Origin of the sequence: Streptomyces sp. NPDC029041 (assembly GCF_040637515.1) — a bacterium.
Taxonomy (GTDB): domain Bacteria; phylum Actinomycetota; class Actinomycetes; order Streptomycetales; family Streptomycetaceae; genus Streptomyces.
The window spans coordinates 492,690-508,927 of sequence record NZ_JBEZWO010000006.1; the positions used below are offsets into that span (position 1 = coordinate 492,690).

The 16,238-nt window shown below is 71.5% G+C and carries 13 protein-coding genes; 4 read left to right on the forward strand and 9 right to left on the reverse strand.

All coding sequences use genetic code 11. The annotated features are described in order from the left end of the window. Positions 1-5: 5 nt before the first annotated feature. The 3 genes from AB0F04_RS18295 to AB0F04_RS18305 form a co-directional block, all read right to left on the reverse strand. Complete coding sequence (locus AB0F04_RS18295) at positions 6-758, reverse strand: NUDIX domain-containing protein (protein ID WP_362042675.1); 753 nt, start codon at positions 756-758, stop codon at positions 6-8. A gap of 129 nt (positions 759-887) precedes the next feature. Further along, positions 888-2,807 (reverse strand): glycogen debranching N-terminal domain-containing protein, encoded by a 1,920-nt coding sequence (locus AB0F04_RS18300; RefSeq protein ID WP_362042677.1) that lies wholly within the window; start codon positions 2,805-2,807, stop codon positions 888-890. Positions 2,808-3,419: 612 nt separating this feature from the next. Then, positions 3,420-5,276: a DUF4192 family protein gene (locus AB0F04_RS18305; RefSeq protein ID WP_362042679.1), complete on the reverse strand. Its 1,857-nt coding sequence runs from the start codon at positions 5,274-5,276 to the stop codon at positions 3,420-3,422. 141 nt (positions 5,277-5,417) lie between these two features. On the opposite strand from AB0F04_RS18305, the gene AB0F04_RS18310 reads away from it, so the two are divergent. Together AB0F04_RS18310 and AB0F04_RS18315 are read left to right on the forward strand one after the other, a co-directional pair. Continuing rightward, positions 5,418-7,583: a RecQ family ATP-dependent DNA helicase gene (locus AB0F04_RS18310; RefSeq protein WP_362042680.1), complete on the forward strand. Its 2,166-nt coding sequence runs from the start codon at positions 5,418-5,420 to the stop codon at positions 7,581-7,583. Positions 7,584-7,888: 305 nt separating this feature from the next. Then, positions 7,889-8,500, forward strand: a complete 612-nt coding sequence (locus AB0F04_RS18315; RefSeq protein WP_362042682.1) for a hypothetical protein — start codon at positions 7,889-7,891, stop codon at positions 8,498-8,500. Positions 8,501-8,780: 280 nt separating this feature from the next. On the opposite strand, the gene AB0F04_RS18320 is transcribed toward AB0F04_RS18315, so the two are convergent. The 3 genes from AB0F04_RS18320 to AB0F04_RS18330 form a co-directional block, all read right to left on the reverse strand. Beyond that, positions 8,781-9,410 (reverse strand): hypothetical protein, encoded by a 630-nt coding sequence (locus AB0F04_RS18320; RefSeq protein ID WP_362042684.1) that lies wholly within the window; start codon positions 9,408-9,410, stop codon positions 8,781-8,783. Between the two features lie 68 nt (positions 9,411-9,478). Further along, on the reverse strand, positions 9,479-10,180 hold the full coding sequence (locus tag AB0F04_RS18325; RefSeq protein ID WP_362042686.1) for a ribonuclease HII: 702 nt from the start codon (positions 10,178-10,180) through the stop codon (positions 9,479-9,481). Positions 10,181-10,374: 194 nt separating this feature from the next. Continuing rightward, entirely contained in the window at positions 10,375-10,995 is a 621-nt protein-coding gene (locus AB0F04_RS18330; protein WP_362042688.1) for a TetR/AcrR family transcriptional regulator, read from the reverse strand. A gap of 190 nt (positions 10,996-11,185) precedes the next feature. Here AB0F04_RS18330 and AB0F04_RS18335 point away from each other — a divergent pair, with 190 nt between their 5' ends. Then, positions 11,186-12,733, forward strand: a complete 1,548-nt coding sequence (locus AB0F04_RS18335) for an MFS transporter (protein WP_362042690.1) — start codon at positions 11,186-11,188, stop codon at positions 12,731-12,733. A 363-nt stretch (positions 12,734-13,096) separates the two neighbouring features. On the opposite strand, the gene AB0F04_RS18340 is transcribed toward AB0F04_RS18335, so the two are convergent. The 3 genes from AB0F04_RS18340 to AB0F04_RS18350 all read right to left on the reverse strand — a co-directional run bounded on the left by AB0F04_RS18340 (position 13,097) and on the right by AB0F04_RS18350 (position 15,498). Then, positions 13,097-14,002, reverse strand: a complete 906-nt coding sequence (locus tag AB0F04_RS18340) for an ADP-ribosylglycohydrolase family protein (RefSeq protein WP_362042692.1) — start codon at positions 14,000-14,002, stop codon at positions 13,097-13,099. 12 nt (positions 14,003-14,014) lie between these two features. Then, the gene (locus AB0F04_RS18345; RefSeq protein ID WP_362042694.1) at positions 14,015-14,674 is read right to left on the reverse strand and encodes a histidine phosphatase family protein; all 660 of its coding nucleotides are present in this window, start codon (positions 14,672-14,674) and stop codon (positions 14,015-14,017) included. Between the two features lie 218 nt (positions 14,675-14,892). Beyond that, positions 14,893-15,498: a YdbC family protein gene (locus tag AB0F04_RS18350; RefSeq protein ID WP_362042696.1), complete on the reverse strand. Its 606-nt coding sequence runs from the start codon at positions 15,496-15,498 to the stop codon at positions 14,893-14,895. 153 nt (positions 15,499-15,651) lie between these two features. Here AB0F04_RS18350 and AB0F04_RS18355 point away from each other — a divergent pair, with 153 nt between their 5' ends. Next, positions 15,652-16,185 carry a TerD family protein gene (locus AB0F04_RS18355; RefSeq protein ID WP_362042698.1) on the forward strand — a complete coding sequence of 178 codons (534 nt, stop codon included), beginning with the start codon at positions 15,652-15,654 and terminating at the stop codon, positions 16,183-16,185. Positions 16,186-16,238: the final 53 nt, after the last annotated feature.

Below are 16,238 nucleotides of genomic sequence, written 5' to 3' on the forward strand. Positions count from 1 at the left end.
ACCACTCACACCTCGGGACGCAGCATCGGCGGGTTGAGCAGTGTCGCTCCACCGGCGCGGAAGAGCTGGGCCGGGCGTCCCCCCTGGCGAGTCGTCGTCCCTCCGGTGGGAACCAGGAAGCCGGGCGTCCCCGTGACCTTGCGGTGGAAGTTGCGCGGGTCGAGCGCCACGCCCCACACCGCCTCGTAGACGCGGCGCAGTTCCCCGACGGTGAACTCGGGTGGGCAGAAGGCGGTGGCCAGTGATGAGTACTCGATCTTGGAGCGGGCGCGCTCCACTCCGTCCGCCAAGATCTGCGCGTGGTCGAAGGCGAGCGGCGCGACCGGCTCGGTCTCACGCCCGTAGCCGCCCAGCAGTTCCTCGACCGGGGCCCAGCGCGCGTTGCTGGCGTCTCCGCCCGCCCTGGGCGGAGGCAGATCGGGGGCCAGGGCGAGGTGGGCGACGCTGACGACCCGCATCCTGGGGTCCCGCTTGGGATCTCCGTAGGTGGCGAGTTGCTCCAGGTGTGCGCCGTTGTCCTGGGCCGGGACGGACGGGTCGTGGACACGCAGCCCCGTCTCCTCGGCCAGCTCGCGCGCCGCGGCCTGCGCCAGGTCTTCGTCGGCCCGTACGAAGCCGCCGGGCAGCGCCCAGCGCCCCTGGAACGGCGGTTCACCCCTGCGCACCGCCAGCGCACACAGGGCATGGCGGCGCACGGTCAGCACGACCAGGTCCACGGTGACGGCGAAGGGCGGAAACGCTGACGGGTCGTAGGGCATGCGGCGATCATAGTCGTCTGCCTGACGATAAACACCTCCTTCGCCGGTCCGCCCACCCAGTGATCCACGTCGGTCCACGGATGGACTCGGCGGCCTGCACCTCGTCGGGAAACGACACGTCGCTGCACGTTAAACCCCCAGTTGCAGTCCGTCGGCCGCCTCCTCGACCATGGCCAGGCCCAGTCGGCCGACCCGCACGGAGAACCGGGCACCCGCGACGCGCAGTCCGGTGAACCCGATCTCCCCGAGGGGCGCGCTGCGCACGGGGCGCAGGGTGACCGTGCCCGCCGGGGCATCGGGACGGATGCCTGCGAGAGTGGTCAGCAGCATGACTCCGGCTGCCGCCGCGGTGGCCGCGGGACGGCAGGCGGCCGGATGCGGGAGCGGAGCGCTTCCTTCCGTGCGCTGCTCCCCCGCGTACATCTCGGGTAGCCGGTAGGCAAAGGACTCGGCGGCGGCGAGCACGCCGCGCACCAGTGAGCTTGCCTCTTTCTCGTAGCCCGCGGCGGCGAGTCCCGCGGCGGCGACGGCCGTCTCATGGGTCCGTACGGCTCCTGCGCGGTGGCCGAACGGATTGAATCCCGCTTCCTTCGAGCCCAGTCCGCGCAGGCCCCAGCCCGAGTCCATGACGGGACTGCCCAGCAGGCGGGCGAGGTGCTCGGTCCGGACCTTGTCGAGCAGCCCGGGCGCCAACTCGCCACCGCCCAGCAGGCCTGTGTCGAGGAGGTGCACGGCAGCGGCGCCCAGGTGGGGCACCGGACTGCCGTCCGGCGCACGCGCCGCCGCGGGTCGGCCGCCTCCCCGGTCCTCGACCCAGAAGTGCTCCCGGAAGGCGGTCCGCAAGGTCTGCGCCCATTCCCGGAGCGCCGCTGCCCCTGCCCGGCCACAGGCGTCGAGCAGGTCGGCACCGAGCAGGGCGGCGCGGTGGGCGTGGGCCTGTATCTCGCAGCGGACGGGCCCGCCCGGGTTCGGGTCGCGCAGGTAGGTGCCGTCGCCGACGGTGTCGCGCAGCCAGTTCAGGCAACGCTCGGCGGCGGGCAGCAGCGCTTCCGTCTCCTGGTCGGAGAGGCCCCAGCGGCGGGCCTCTGCCAGCAGGGCGGGGAAGAGCAGCGTGGCCTCCGTGCCCGTGCACTGCGGCGGAAGGTGCGGTCCCGCGTCCCGTATGGGGCCGGGAATTATCCCGGACTGCGCACCAGGGCCGGTGAGTTGGGTCCGCGCGAGGATCCGCAGCGTTCCCGCGGCGAGGCCGGTGCCCAGCGGAAGCACCATCCGGGCGGCGGCCAGCGCATCGGCGGGCGCCAAGCCGCAGCGCCAGGGTGCCCCGGCCGCGAGGTGCGTGTCGGCGGGGTGCGCGGAGTCACGCAGGAGGAGGGCCTGGAGGTCCTCGATGCTCGTCCGCAGGAGGGTGGGAACCCTCGGGTCGTCGCCCTCGGCACACGCGGCGGCCAGCGGGCTGGTCGCCGCTCGTCCCACGGCTCGGAGGGGCCCCGCGCCGTCCGGCCGTACCCGCAGTTCGACGGTTCTGCTGCCCCCCGGCGGCAGATCGAGCTCCCACCGCAGCAGCCCGGCCGAGGCCAGGGCGTCCGAGGGGGGCGGTTCGGCCGTGACGGAGGCGTTGCCGGTGGCGCAGGACCAGCGCAGGCCGGGGCCATGGACGCTTGCAGGGAGTTCGGGACCCGCGCTGCCGGAGGCGATCGCGCCGAGGTCGGCCAGATCGGTGCCCAGGGCGATCTCGACCGGCAGCCGCAGGATGCGCGCAGCCGCGCTGTGCAGGGTGATCCGCTCCGTGCCATCGGCGAAGCGGTTGCGCTCCACGATCACGTCGGGATCCGGGCCTGTCTGCGGTGACGTGCGGAGGGTGCCCACGAACCGGGCGCGGTCGGCCGAGGCCATGCGGGCCTGTACCGCGAGCGGTTCCCGTCCGGCGACGCGGATCTCGCACCGGGAGAGCACGCGGCGGCCGGCCCGGTAGAAGCCCTCCAGTCCGCGGCCGGCCAGCTGTCCGTCCTCGGTCGAGATGGCCAGACCGGGAAGGGCGACACAGATCATCGCCGTGTGGGCGGGGGGCAGGCCGGCGGACCAGCGCAGCCCGGGGATCGTGGCACGCCGGGGTGGGGGTGTGTGCCCGGAGGGTGACGGTGCCCGCCCTTGAGCGACGGGCGATGCGGCTGGTCCGCGTCCCGGACCCGTGCCGGGACGACGGCTCTGGCCCGCCCCCCGTGCGGAGGACCGGCCCTGGCCCGACGACGAGGGCGGACGGGAGTCGCCGCCGGGAGGTGCGGAGAAGGAGGACGTGCTGCCGGGGGACCACGGCGCGTAAGCGTCGCCATGTGCGGCCGGCCGGGGAGAGACGACCGGTTCCCCTGCTCTCGGTACCCGGGCCCCCGGCGGGGCAAGGCCCGGCCCGAGGGGCAGTGGCCGGCCACCCCGGGGGCGACGGTCGTCGGCGGCGGGCGGAGTCGGCTGGTGCATGGGACGGCTTCCTCTGCGCTCGGGCGCCGAGATCGGGTTCAGCGCGGGTGCCGGACGGCTTCGACGGGGCAGGGGCAGTGCGGCCTCACGGCCCGTGCGGCCGTTCCGCCACTCAGGTGAACGCTGTGAGCGTCCTCCGGGTCACGCCCCCGGTCCGGCCCGATGCGCCTTGAGGCCTCCGCAGCGAGCTCACTCCCCACCGCTCACGCCGCGCCCGGACTGCGCGTCTTCCTCGCTCCTGTCCCGGCAGGGCGCGGCTGCCTTCTTCGGCGCACGCGTACGCCCGCCGCCCGTTCGTCCACTTCCGGGCCGGATGGGGCCCGCCGTTGCCGCAAGGCCCGGGCGAGCGCCGGGCTCGTCGGTAGTGCCCGCAGGGCGTGTGTTGGAGGAAGGGGATGTGGGGCCAGCCGGCCTTGGACTGCCAGCCGGGCGTGTGGTGCCGGCAGGGCGTGTGGTGCCGGCAGGGCGTGTGGTGCCCGTCGGTGTGCGTCGGCCTGGGGTGTGGGCTTCGCCCGCACGGTCGTCCGGGCGGGCACCGCCGGATGACGCACCCGTGGATGCGGCCGGACGAATGCGGCGGCGGCGGGACGGCGCCGCTGGCCGGGACGGCCTTTCGTGCGGCTGGACCTCTGGCGGCACCGTTGCCGGTGAGGAGTCGCCGGATGGTCCGACCCGGGGGGCGGCTGCTTGTGAGGAAGTGCCGTATGGCTCGATCTCGCCCGCCGCGGTGGCATCACGTTCGGCGGAGTCGGCACGGTCCGCCCGCCTTCCCTGGTCAGGGGCCGCACACCCACCGTCTTCCCTCCCCGCCCGAAGGCACCTGCGGATCGACTCGGGGTCGAGGCCTTCGTTGCAGGCCTGGTGCAGGAGGCGGGCGAACAGGTAGTCGGGGTCGGCCGCCAAGGCCATGGCGAGGGCTTCGCGGGCCTCCAGTTCGTCACCGACGGACCAGGCGACCCAGCCGGCGAGGGTGAGTGGCGCGGCGGCATGTTCGCCGTAGGACCCCACACAGCGGCGGGCCAGGGTCCGCCAGAGGCGAAGGGCGCGTCCGGCTTCGTCGCCCTCCATCCATACGGCCGCGCGGTCGCGGGTCGCTCGGTCCTGGAGACCGAGGATCAGCCGGGCGGCCTCGTCACAGCCGAGCAGTTCGTCGTCGCGAAGATCAGCGAGGAGCATGCCGGAAACCGGCTGTGCCCCAGCGAAGCGGTCCAGGATCCTGCCGGCGAGTTCCAGCGTCTCGTCGGCCACGGCGGCGCGGCCCGAGTCGTCCAGAATCCTGGGCACCAGCGCCATGCTGGCGGTGTCCAGGGCGGCCTCCTGCTCGAAGGCCGCGGCGTTCTCCCAGGGCAGCAACCGGGCCCGGAGCTCCCGCAGTGTGCCGCGCACCTGGATGCCGGCGTAGGTGGCGGCTGCCGCCAGCACGGATGTGCCGGGGAGGCCCATGGGGGCTCCCTCCGAGGAGCAACATGCCTCGTTGTCACAGCAGTACGACCAGTAGCGGCCCTCCGAGATGCACAGCGCCTCGACGACCACCACATCCAGGGAACCGCACTCGACGCGCAGGCTCTGGGCCAGGGGCCGCAGCCGCTCCATCACCTGGCGGCCGGTCTCCCCCTTCCCCGGTTCCTGGCACAGGAAGGCGACCATCGACTCGGGCCGGGCCCCTCGGCGCTCGCTGCCCGTCACGAGGCCGTGGGAGAGTTGCCGGGCGGCTGACGGCCAGTCGTCCGCGTTCGCGGGGATACCGAGCCGGGCCCGGCCTCCGAACCGCCCGCGTCCGTTGCTGTCGTGGAGCGCGACCAGGACGATGCTGTCCTCGGGGCGGTATCCGAGCAGGTAGGGCAGGGCGTCGGCCAGTTCGGCCGGCGTCCGCAGGGTGACCTGGTGCTCGCTTCCGTGACCGGCGTACGGCGGACTGGTGGCGTGCAGCCCGGACGGGGCGTCTCCCTTCTTCTCCTGCTCGCTGTCCTTGTGCCCGCTCGGCGTCTGGGGCCCGGTGATGTCACCGTTCTCAGGGGATCCGGTCGTTTCGCTGTGGTTCGTCATGCGAAGACGATCTCGCGGAATCCAAACCTCCGCTTGGGCCTGTGGATAAGTCTGATCAGGGACGCGTCATCCACAGCCGTTGCGTCCACAGGTCTCGGTGCGGGGCTCCGGATGTCAGTGCCGTCCTGTTGTATGGAACGCATGGAGCACACGAGCAACGCGGAACTCCGGGCGGCCGCCGACGCCGTCCTCACCCGTCTCGTCGGGGACGTCTCGGGAGAGGCCCGGCTGCGCGAGGACCAGTGGCTGGCGATCGAGGCGCTGGTCGCCGACAGACGCCGCGCCCTTGTCGTCCAGCGCACCGGCTGGGGCAAGTCCGCCGTGTACTTCGTGGCGACCTCGCTGCTGCGGGCGCGGGGCAGCGGCCCCACCGTGATCGTGTCCCCGCTGCTCGCGCTCATGCGCAACCAGGTCGAGGCGGCGGCTCGGGCCGGCATCCACGCCCGGACCATCAACTCCTCCAACACCGAGGAATGGGATGCGGTGCAGGACGAGATCGCCGCGGGCGAGGTGGACGTCCTGCTGGTGAGTCCCGAACGGCTCAACAACCCGGACTTCCGTGACCAGGTGCTCCCTCGGCTCGCGGCCGCCACGGGGCTCCTGGTGGTGGACGAGGCCCACTGTGTCTCCGACTGGGGTCACGACTTCCGCCCGGACTACCGCAGGCTGCGCACCATGCTCGCCGATCTCCCGCCCGGTGTGCCGGTGCTCGCGACCACCGCCACGGCCAACGCGCGCGTCACCGCCGACGTGGCCGAACAGCTCGGCACCGGTGGCAGCTCGGACGCCCTCGTCCTGAGGGGCCCGCTGGACCGGGACAGCCTGAGCCTGAGCGTGCTGCGCCTGCCGGACTCCGCGCACCGGATGGCCTGGCTCGCCGAGCACCTCGACGAGCTGCCGGGGTCCGGAATCATCTACACCCTCACCGTGGCCGCCGCCGAAGAGGTCACCGCCTTCCTCCGGCAGCGCGGCCACACGGTCTCGTCGTACACGGGCAAGACGGAGAACGCCGATCGCCAGCAGGCCGAGGAGGACCTTCTCGGCAACAAGGTGAAGGCGCTGGTCGCCACCTCGGCGCTCGGTATGGGCTTCGACAAGCCCGACTTGGGCTTCGTGGTGCACCTCGGCTCGCCCTCGTCCCCCATCGCCTACTACCAGCAGGTGGGCCGCGCGGGACGCGGTGTGGAGCATGCCGAGGTGCTCCTGCTCCCGGGCAAGGAGGACGAGGCGATCTGGAAGTACTTCGCGTCGCTCGCCTTTCCGCCGGAAGACCTCGTGCGCCGTACGCTCGACCTCCTCGCGCAGGCGGAGAAGCCCCTGTCGTTGCCGGCCCTGGAGCCCCTGGTGGAGCTGCGCCGCTCCCGCCTGGAGACCATGCTCAAAGTTCTCGACGTGGACGGGGCGGTCAAGCGGGTCAAGGGCGGCTGGATCGCCACCGGGCAACCGTGGACCTACGACACCGAGCGGTACGCCTGGGTGGCGCGTCAGCGCGAGGCCGAACAGCAGGCCATGCGCGCGTACACGTCGACAACGGATTGCCGTATGGAGTTCCTGCAGCGCCAGCTGGACGACGAGGCGGCGAAGCCGTGCGGTCGCTGCGACAACTGCGCCGGTCCGCGCTTCACCGCCGACACCTCCGAGGAGGCGCTCGACGCCGCGCGCGTGGACTTGGGCCGGGCAGGTGTCGAAGTGGAGCCCCGGCGGATGTGGCCCACCGGGCTGCCGGCGATCGGAGTGGAGCTCAAGGGGCGCATCCCCGCCGGCGAACAGGCCGCGCCCGGGCGCGCGCTGGGACGCCTGTCGGACATCGGATGGGGCAACCGACTGCGGCCCATGCTCGCGCCCCAGGCCCCCGACCTTCCCGTGCCCGACGACGTGGCCAGGGCGGTGGTGGACGTTCTGGCCGACTGGGCCAAGGGCCCGGGCGGCTGGGCCCCGGGCGCACCGGAGGGCCACTCGCGCCCGGTCGGCGTCGTCACCATCGCCTCGCGAACGCGACCGCAGCTGATCAACTCCCTGGCGGCGCACATCGCGGACATCGGCCGGCTGCCGCTGCTGGGCACCGTCGAGTACACCGGCGACGCCTACCCGGGCTCCCGGAGCAACAGCGCCCAGCGACTCAAGGCGCTCGATGGAGCACTGACCGTGCCGCCCGCCCTGGCCACCGCTCTTGCCCGGGCCCAGGGGCCGGTCCTCCTGGTGGACGACTTCACGGAGACCGGCTGGACTCTGGCGGTCGCGACCCGCATGCTCCGGCGCTCCGGCGCACAGGGGGTGTTGCCGCTGGTGCTGGCTGTGCAGGGTTGACGACGCCCGGGGCTGTCGTCCCGGCGCACCCTCTAGACGCCGCCCCTCCCCATGCCGTACGAACGTGTCGTGCCCGAACGCTCCCGTGGCTGGTCCGGCGACACCCACCGCGGGGATATTAGCCGCGCATCATCTGATAACGGTCGGCTGCCTCAATTGCTCGTTGCCGCATTCAAGTTCGACAGGAAGAATTGAGGTCCGCTCCCCGCACGGCTCGCCTGCCGCTCCGGTAGGGCTTTGCCGCGGTGCGCGCTCCCAGAATCCGACCCCGCCCGCAGTGTGGGCGCGTAGCCGAAGGGAGGACCGTGACCTTCGGATTCGCTCCGGCCTCGGCAGCGGCGTCGACGTCCGTCGCTTCCGCCAACCGCCTGCTCGAACCCGCGGAATGGGCCGCCGCCGGGATCCCACTCCTGCGCAACCCCCGTGAGATCGTCAGCGGGCTGCACGCTCGGCACCACCCTCAGCCGGCGACCGCTGTCGTCGCCGTGCTCGACTCGGACGAGCGGCTGCGGGCGAGCGCCTCGTTCGTGCGCCGTTCGGCTCCGGCCGACGGCTGGATGTTCCGCAACGCGCTGCTCGCGCAACTGCGGCGGGTCATCCCGCACGATCTGCGCCGCCGGACACCGGTACGCACCGCGGTGCTGCTCTACTGCCGTGAGGGCGACGCGCGTTGGACGGAGGAGGACGGCGCGTGGATGTGGGGGCTGCGCGACGCCTGCACCCTGCACGGGCTGCGGTGCGGGGCGTACATCACGCTGACCGGTGACGGCTGGCAGGTCCTGGGCGAGGGCCGCGGTGGACGCCGCCCTCACTCGGCCTCGGCACCGGAGCCGTTCGCCACGTCGGAGGCACCGCCGCCCATACCGCGCACCGGTGGCGCCTCCGAGGTACTGCGCCGCGCGGCGGCGGCACGCTGAGCCCCGGCCGACCACTCAACAGGTGCCGGCGCGCCCACGGCGCCTTGCCGCCCGGCACACACCGAGGTCCCGACGACGGGCAACAGGAACGAGCACTCTGAACCTGTGCCCGAGTCGCACGCAGAGTCGTCCGCCGCGGCCAGGGGTGCTCCGGACGGGGCGAGGCCGCGCACGGTCAAGGTCTCCCATGCAGTCGGGCAGGTGGAACCGCCCGCCGTGCGGCGCCGCAGCAGCGGCGTGCGGAGTCGCACGGCGCCCTGCCGGGCGCTACGGCACCGGCTCAGACGCCCGCGCCCAGCACCGAGTTGATCCGCTGCGGGTCACCGCAGACGATCAGCAGGGCGCCGGCCCGGGAGTGGGCCGAGGACAGGGCACTCACGGCCGCGGCCTCGGGACCACCGTTGACGGCGACCACGACCACCGGACGCGACCCGGCGCGTTCCGCGATGGTGGCATCCGTGTAGAAGACGTCGTCGCCGGCATCGTGCTGGGCCCAGTAGGCGGTTTCACCGAAGGACAGCTCGTGGGCGGCCCACGGGTGCTGCTCCCCGGTCGTGATCACCAGCACGTCACCAGGGGCACGACCGGAGTCCAGGAGCAGGTCCACGGCTTCCTCGGCGGCGTCGAGCGCCCCCTCCGCTGAAGCCGGAATCAGCTGGATCTGCGGGGTGACCGGAGCGACGGCACCGGCGGCAGGGCCCGACGGAGCGGGCTTGGCGGCCACATCGCGCGGCGTACGTTGCACCGGCGGGGCCGGCCGGAGAGGGCCGGGGCGACCGGGACGCGACGGGGCCGCGGGACGGGGGCCTGGTACGGGACGGGGGGTCGGCGCGATGCGGCCGCTGGCCGGAGTGGCGCGGGGACCCTGGGCACTCTCGTGAATCTGAGGCTCCTCGGGAATGAGAGGCATGAGTTGATATTTATCAAACGCTAGTACGGCCCGCTTCGGCGGGTGACGCATGTGCGCGAACGAGACCGTCAGAAATCGAAGCCGAGCTGACCCTCGATCTCCGGAACGTTTCCGTCCGCCCAGCTGCGGACCTTCTTGAGGTGCCGCCACTGGGGCAACGCATCAAGATACGCCCACGACAAGCGGTGGTGGGGGGTGGGGCCCCGCTCCGCCAGTGCGGCCTTGTGCACGGGTGAGGGATACCCGGCGTTGTCCGCAAAACCGAAGTCTGCATGGTCGAGACCCAGTTCGGCCATCATTTTGTCGCGCTGGACCTTGGCGATCACCGAGGCCGCTGCGACCGCGACGCAGGACTGGTCCCCCTTGATCACCGTACGGACCCGCCAGGGGGTGCCGAGGTAGTCGTGCTTGCCATCGAGGATGACCGCGTCGGGACGGACCGGCAGCGCTTCCAACGCACGCCCCGCCGCGAGCCGCAGCGCGGCCGTCATACCCAGGTCGTCTATCTCCTCCGGAGAGGCATGACCCAAGGCGTACGACGTCACCCAGGTCCGCAGTTCCTCGGCGAGGGCGGTGCGTCGTTTGATGGTGAGCAGCTTGGAGTCCGTGAGCCCCTCGGGTGGACGGCGCAGTCCGGTGATCGCCGCGCAGACGGTGACGGGACCGGCCCACGCGCCGCGTCCCACTTCGTCGACACCTGCAACGATCTTCGCTCCGGTCGTGGCTCGAAGGGAGCGCTCGACGGTGTGAGTAGGCGGTTCGTACGGCATGGCGCACCTAGATTACGCCGCCCTTCTGGGTCCGCGACACCCTGGTCCGCCACAGCGGGCTCGCCACCCTCGCAAGCCCCCGCCGGGCACCGTGCAACACGTGCGCGGCGCGCCGTTCGACGCGAGCATGGCCCGCCGTCCCACGCGACGGTGGCTCACCTCCCGCAGGGGCGACAGACCTCTCGGCCGGGACGTCAGGGGCCGTGCGGCCGCAACAGCGGAACCATCAACTGGTCGATCATCTCCTCGACTTCACGATCCTGCCATTCACATCCGCACATCTTGGAGCGGTACATCATCATCGCCGGTATGGCGTCGTAGACATAACCGTTCGCCGCTTCCGGACGCACCTCTCCTCGCTTGACACCTCGGTCGACAACCTCGCGCAGCATCTCCATGGTGGGCTCGACAACCCCCTCGAAGATCACGGCATGGAAGCGTTCGGCCTGCGCCGTGTCGCACTCGTGAATCACTGAGCGAAGCGCGGAACCCGGACGGGAGAACATCGCGTCACGGGCTCGCAGGCACAGCACCAAGAGGTCGTCACGCACACGCCCTTCGTCCGGGACCGCATCGAACTGCGGCAGCCCGGCACGCAAGGCGTCGGCGACGAGATCCTCCTTGGACGGCCAGCGCCGGTAGACCGCGGCCTTGCCGGTCTGGGCGCCGGCGGCGACGCCCTCCATGGTCAGGCCGTTCCAGCCCACGGTGCTGAGCTGATCCAGGGCGGCTTCGAGAATGGCGCGTTCGAGGACCGCGCCTCGGCGGCGAGCGGCCGTCCGAGCGGGAGCGTCCGCCCAGCGGGGGGTAACCATCTGACTCTCTCTCCAACGAGCAGAGGAAGCGGGCATTTCGGGGACGGGAGACGCGCCGGACGGCCACACAAGGGGGACGTGCCGAACGACGGCGTCACAAGTGAACGCTTGCGTTCACTGTCGCGGAGTCACTACCGTTGACGCGGCAGTGAACGCCAGCGTTCACTAAAGCACTCGTGGGGGACCCATTGTGACCACCTCTCCATTGCTCCAAGATCGCAAGCCGGGCACGGCACGCCGGGAGGGACGCCCCGGTATCGCGCTCACCGTCATCGCGGCCTGCCAGCTCATGGTGGTACTCGACGCGACGATTGTGAACATCGCACTCCCGCACATTCAAGACGCGCTCGAGTTCAGCACCACCGACCTCACCTGGGTCGTCAGCTCCTACACGCTCACCTTCGGCGGCCTGTTGCTCCTCGGTGGCCGCGCCGGTGACATCCTCGGACGGCGCCGGGTCTTCATGACCGGCATCCTGCTGTTCACCTTCGCCTCGCTGCTCGGCGGGCTGGCCCAGGAGCCGTGGCAGTTGCTGGCCGCCCGGGTCCTGCAGGGAGTGGGCGGTGCGATCGCCTCGCCCACCTCCCTCGCGCTCATCACCACCACGTTCCCCGAGGGTCCGGAGCGCAACCGGGCCTTCGGTGTCTTCGCCGCGGTGTCCGCCGGTGGTGGTGCCATCGGACTGCTCGCGGGCGGCATGCTCACCGAGTGGCTCGACTGGCGCTGGGTGCTCTTCGTGAACGTGCCGATCGGCGTGCTGATAGCCGTGCTCACTCCGCTGTACATCAACGAGTCCGAACGGCACACGGGCCGTTTCGACATCGCGGGCGCGGTGACCTCGACCGCGGGCATGGCGTTGCTCGTCTACGGCTTCATCCGCGCCGCGGACGAGGGATGGCGGGACGGCCTCACCATCGGGTCCTTCGCCGCAGCCGTGGTGCTGCTGCTGGCCTTCGCGATCATCGAGTCCCGGGCCAAGGAGCCGATCACTCCGCTGCGGATGTTCGCCGACCGCAACCGCTCGGGCACGTACGTGATCATGCTGAGCCTGGCCGCGGCGATGTTCGGCATGTTCTTCTACATCGTGCTGTTCGTGCAGAACGTGCTCGGCTACAGCCCGATCGAGGCAGGACTCGCCTTCCTGCCCGTGACGGTCGTGATCGCACTCGGCGCGGGCCTGTCGCAGCGGTTCCTGCCGGTACTGGGACCCAAGCCCTTCATGCTGGCGGGCTCGGCTCTCGCGATGACCGGACTGGCCTGGCAGGCACTCATCAGCTCCGACAGCTCGTACGCCGGCGGGGTCCTCGGCCCGATGCTGGTGTTCGGCTTCGGTATGGGGCTGAACTTCGTGACGCTGACGCTCACCGCGGTCTCCGGCGTCGCTCCGCACGAGGCGGGTGCGGCGTCCGGACTGCTGAACACGACGCAGCAGGTGGGCGGATCGCTGGGCCTTTCCATCCTGACCACGGTCTTCGGCACGGCGACCAAGGACGAGGCGGAGAGGCAGATTCCCAAGTTCATGGCCGACGGATCCGCCGAGCAGAAGGCGGAGTTCGCCAGGACACAGCAACTGCCCGCGCCATGGGGACACGAGGTGTTGGCGCAGGGCATCTCGACGGCCTTCACCCCGGCCGCCGCGATGGCCCTCCTCGCTCTGGTCACGGCCTGGCTGGTGATCCGGGTCCGCAAGAGCGACCTGGAGGCCCTCTCCGGCTCCGCCGGTCCGGGCCTCGGCTGATCGCAGGCCATCTCGAACCGGTTCCGGCGGCCGGCCGGCGGGCACGGCACACACTCGCCAACGGCCGTCGAGCCGGTTCCCAGCCGCCTGCGGATGCGCGGGCCACATCGCGGGAAGGGCGGGCGAGGTCGGCAGCGCAGCCAACCGCACACCTCCGGTACGAGGCGCGACAGCTCCCCACCCACGGATCAGCATCGCGAACAGAAGCTCCATGACACCCCTCCCTGGCGCTCACCGGACATCCGGCGCGCGCCCCGACGGCCGACACAGCGGATACCAGGACAACGGGCGGGTGATTACGGAGAGTTCCCGAGATGTACGGAGAGTACGGAGGTTTTTTCGGCTGGGTGAGAGTCCTGGCCCTCAGGCCGACAGGGGCACCCAATCCGGAAGCGGCTCCGTCCGCTCGACCCAATCGGCGGGCGGCGCCCCCGCCTTCCCCGCGGCGACCACACCACCGACGATGGCGCACGTGGTGTCGACGTCCCCGCCCACCTGGGCGGTCGTCCAGAAGGCCCGCTCGTAGTCGCCGAGGCTCCTCGCGGCCGACCAGAGGGCGAAGGGCACGGTGTCATGGGCGGTCGTTCGCCGCCCACACCCCAGCACCGCCGCGACCGTACCCGGGTCGTCGTAGTCGAGCATGTCCCGGGCCCGGCGGAGCCCCGCACCCACGGCGCTCTTCGGCACCAGATCGATGACCCCGTCGAGGAGCGCTTCGGCGCCGGGCGGTCCATCGGGAGCGGCGGCGAACGCGGCCGCCGCGGCGACGGCCATGGCCCCGACGACCGCCTCGCGGTGCTGATGGGTGGTGTAGGCCGAGATCTCCGCCTGGTGCGTCGCCTGCTCGGGATCCCCGGCGTACCAGGCACCCAGGGGAGCGATACGCATGGCGGCGCCGTTGCCCCACGATCCCTGTCCGTTGAAGAGCGCGGCGGCCAGTTCCCGCCAGTCGCCGCCCTCCCGGACGAGGCGCAAGAGGCGATTGACGGCGGGGCCGTACCCTCGGTCGAAGTCGTGGTGCTCGGCGAAGGAACGGGCCAGGGCGTCCTGGTCGATGCGGTGGTGGGCGGCCAGGACGGCGACGACCGAGGCGGCCATCTCCGTGTCGTCCGTCCACTGCCATGTCCCGGACGGCACCTCGCGCCGCTTCAGCAGCGGGTAGTTCACCGGGACGAAGTACTGGGAGCCCAGGGCGTCCCCGACGGACAGTCCGCGCAGGCAGGCCAGGGCGCGGTCCAGGCGCACGTCGGGGGAGGAATCAGCGGTCATCGCCCTGCCACTCTATCCGGTGATCTCGTACGGCTCGGGGTCTCGCCAGCGGTCGAAGGGCCGGTCGAGCGTGTACTTGCCGTCGTCCCCCAGAACGAGCATCCGCACCTCGCCGTTCCCCGGGTTCGACAGCGACTCGAACTCCGCGACGGTCCAGTGGAACCACCGCATGCAGAACAGCCGCATGGCCAGGCCGTGCGTGACGATGAGGACGTTCGGCGGGTGGTCCGGGTCCTCGAAACTGCGGAAGAGGCTTTCCAGGAAGCCTCCCACCCTGTCGTAGACGTCGGCGCCGGACTCGCCCTGGGCGAAGCGGTAGAAGAAATGGCCGTAGGCGTCCCGGTAGGCCTTCTGCAGGCGGACCTCGTCCCGGTCCTGCCAGTTGCCCCAGTCCTGCTCGCGCAGCCTGGGTTCCTCGCGCACCCGTATGAGACCGGTGTCCAGGCGGAACGCGCGCAACGTCTCGTGCGTACGGCGGTACGGGGAGACGTAGACGCTGACGCGCTCGTCGCCGAAGAGCTCGCGCAGCTGCTCGCCCGTCGCCGCAGCCTGCCGTCGGCCGCGCGCGGTCAGTGCCAGGGCGTGGTCGGGTTCACGCTCGTAGACGGAGTCATCAACATTGCCCGTTGACTCGCCGTGCCGGACAAGGACGATGCGCCGTGGTCGTGCCATGCCAAGACCCTAGATCGAGTGAGGGCCCGTGGAGCACTCACACCGCACCCATACCGCGTAGGTCACACGATTCGTGCACCACAGATCACTTCGATCGCACGCTTGTCCGATCGGAAGTCCTGTGTCCGGCACCCAAAGGGAAAAACCGGAGTCGCGCCCTCACGCCTCGAGGTCATGCCCCCTCGGGTCACACCACCGGAGTCGCCCCCCCACCGGGATCACACCGTCCAGCTTGACTCCATGTCCACGACGTCCCCGGTGAGCGCCGCCACGTCCGCGTCCGTCTGGGCCCTCAGGGCGAGCCGCTCCACGCGTTCCGTGCGGTACTTGCCGTGCTCTGCGGCCGAGCGCCACATCGACAGCACCATGAACTCGTTCCCGGGCGCCTCGCCGAAGAGCCCACGCACCATGCCGGGCGAGCCGGCCATCGCCGGGTTCCAGACCTTCTCCTGCATCAGCACGAAGTGCTCGGCCCGCGCCTCGTGGATGCGGCAGAGCGCCACCCGGAGCAGGTCGGCGTCCGTGAACCGCGGTTCGAAGCCGGTCTTCACGTCGAAGCGGTAGTCGAAGAGTCTGACCTGGGCGTCCTTGAACGTGCCCGCCTGGGACGATGCGAGCCGGTCGTGGGACCGTGCCATGAACGAGTCGTAGAAGGCGCGGCTCTCCCAGAACGCGAAGATGTGCGCCACGTCCGGCCGCCCCCTGCTCCAGCCACCCCCCTGCCCGCGAAACCCCGGCTCCCCCAGAAGCCCCGCCCACTTCCGCTGCCCCCGCTCGAAACCGCGGCGGTCCACCACGGTGCAGCGAATCCACTTGACCAGCACCGCGCCATGGTAAGGCCACCGAGCGTGGCGCCGGTCACTCTCCACTGGACCGCTCCTCCCCGCGCGTGCTCCCGTGCGTGGCAGGATGGACAAACAGTCATGCGCGCCCGGCAGTTGGGCCGGCGGACGGTCGGTACGGGGAAGGGGACTCTGGTGGACGGGCTCAGCAAGGGGCTTCGCAAGGTCGAGATCGCGGTGCGGTGGGATCCCAGCTTGGCGGGGCAGCCGTCCACCGACCTGGACCTGGTCGCCGCGACCTACCCCGCGGACGCCCCGCACGGCGATCCCGCGTACGTGGTGCACTTCGACAGGCGCTCCCCCGACGGCACCATCACTCTCAACCGGGACAGCAAGGACGGCCAGGGCTTCGGCTACGACGAAGTCATGACGCTCGAACTGGACCGGCTCGACGTCCGCTACGCGCGCGTGGTCGTAGGTGTCGTCATCCAGCAGCGGCCGGCGGAACGCACGTTCGTCAGTGTGCGCAACCCCGGACTGCGTATCCGTGAGGGGTACACCGTCCTCGCGGAGGATGACTTCGGCGGTGTCCTGGGTGCGACCGCGGCGACGGTCGCGGAGTTCGCCCGGGACGGCTCGGGCCCGTGGGAGTTCCGCGCCGGCCTCCGGGGCTTCGAGGGCGACCCCGTGGACTTCACCGGCACGATGGGTTCGGCACACCGTCCCTGACCTCCACACCGACGAGCACCCACGACGAGAGGGGCACCGCCCGCAGGCGGTGC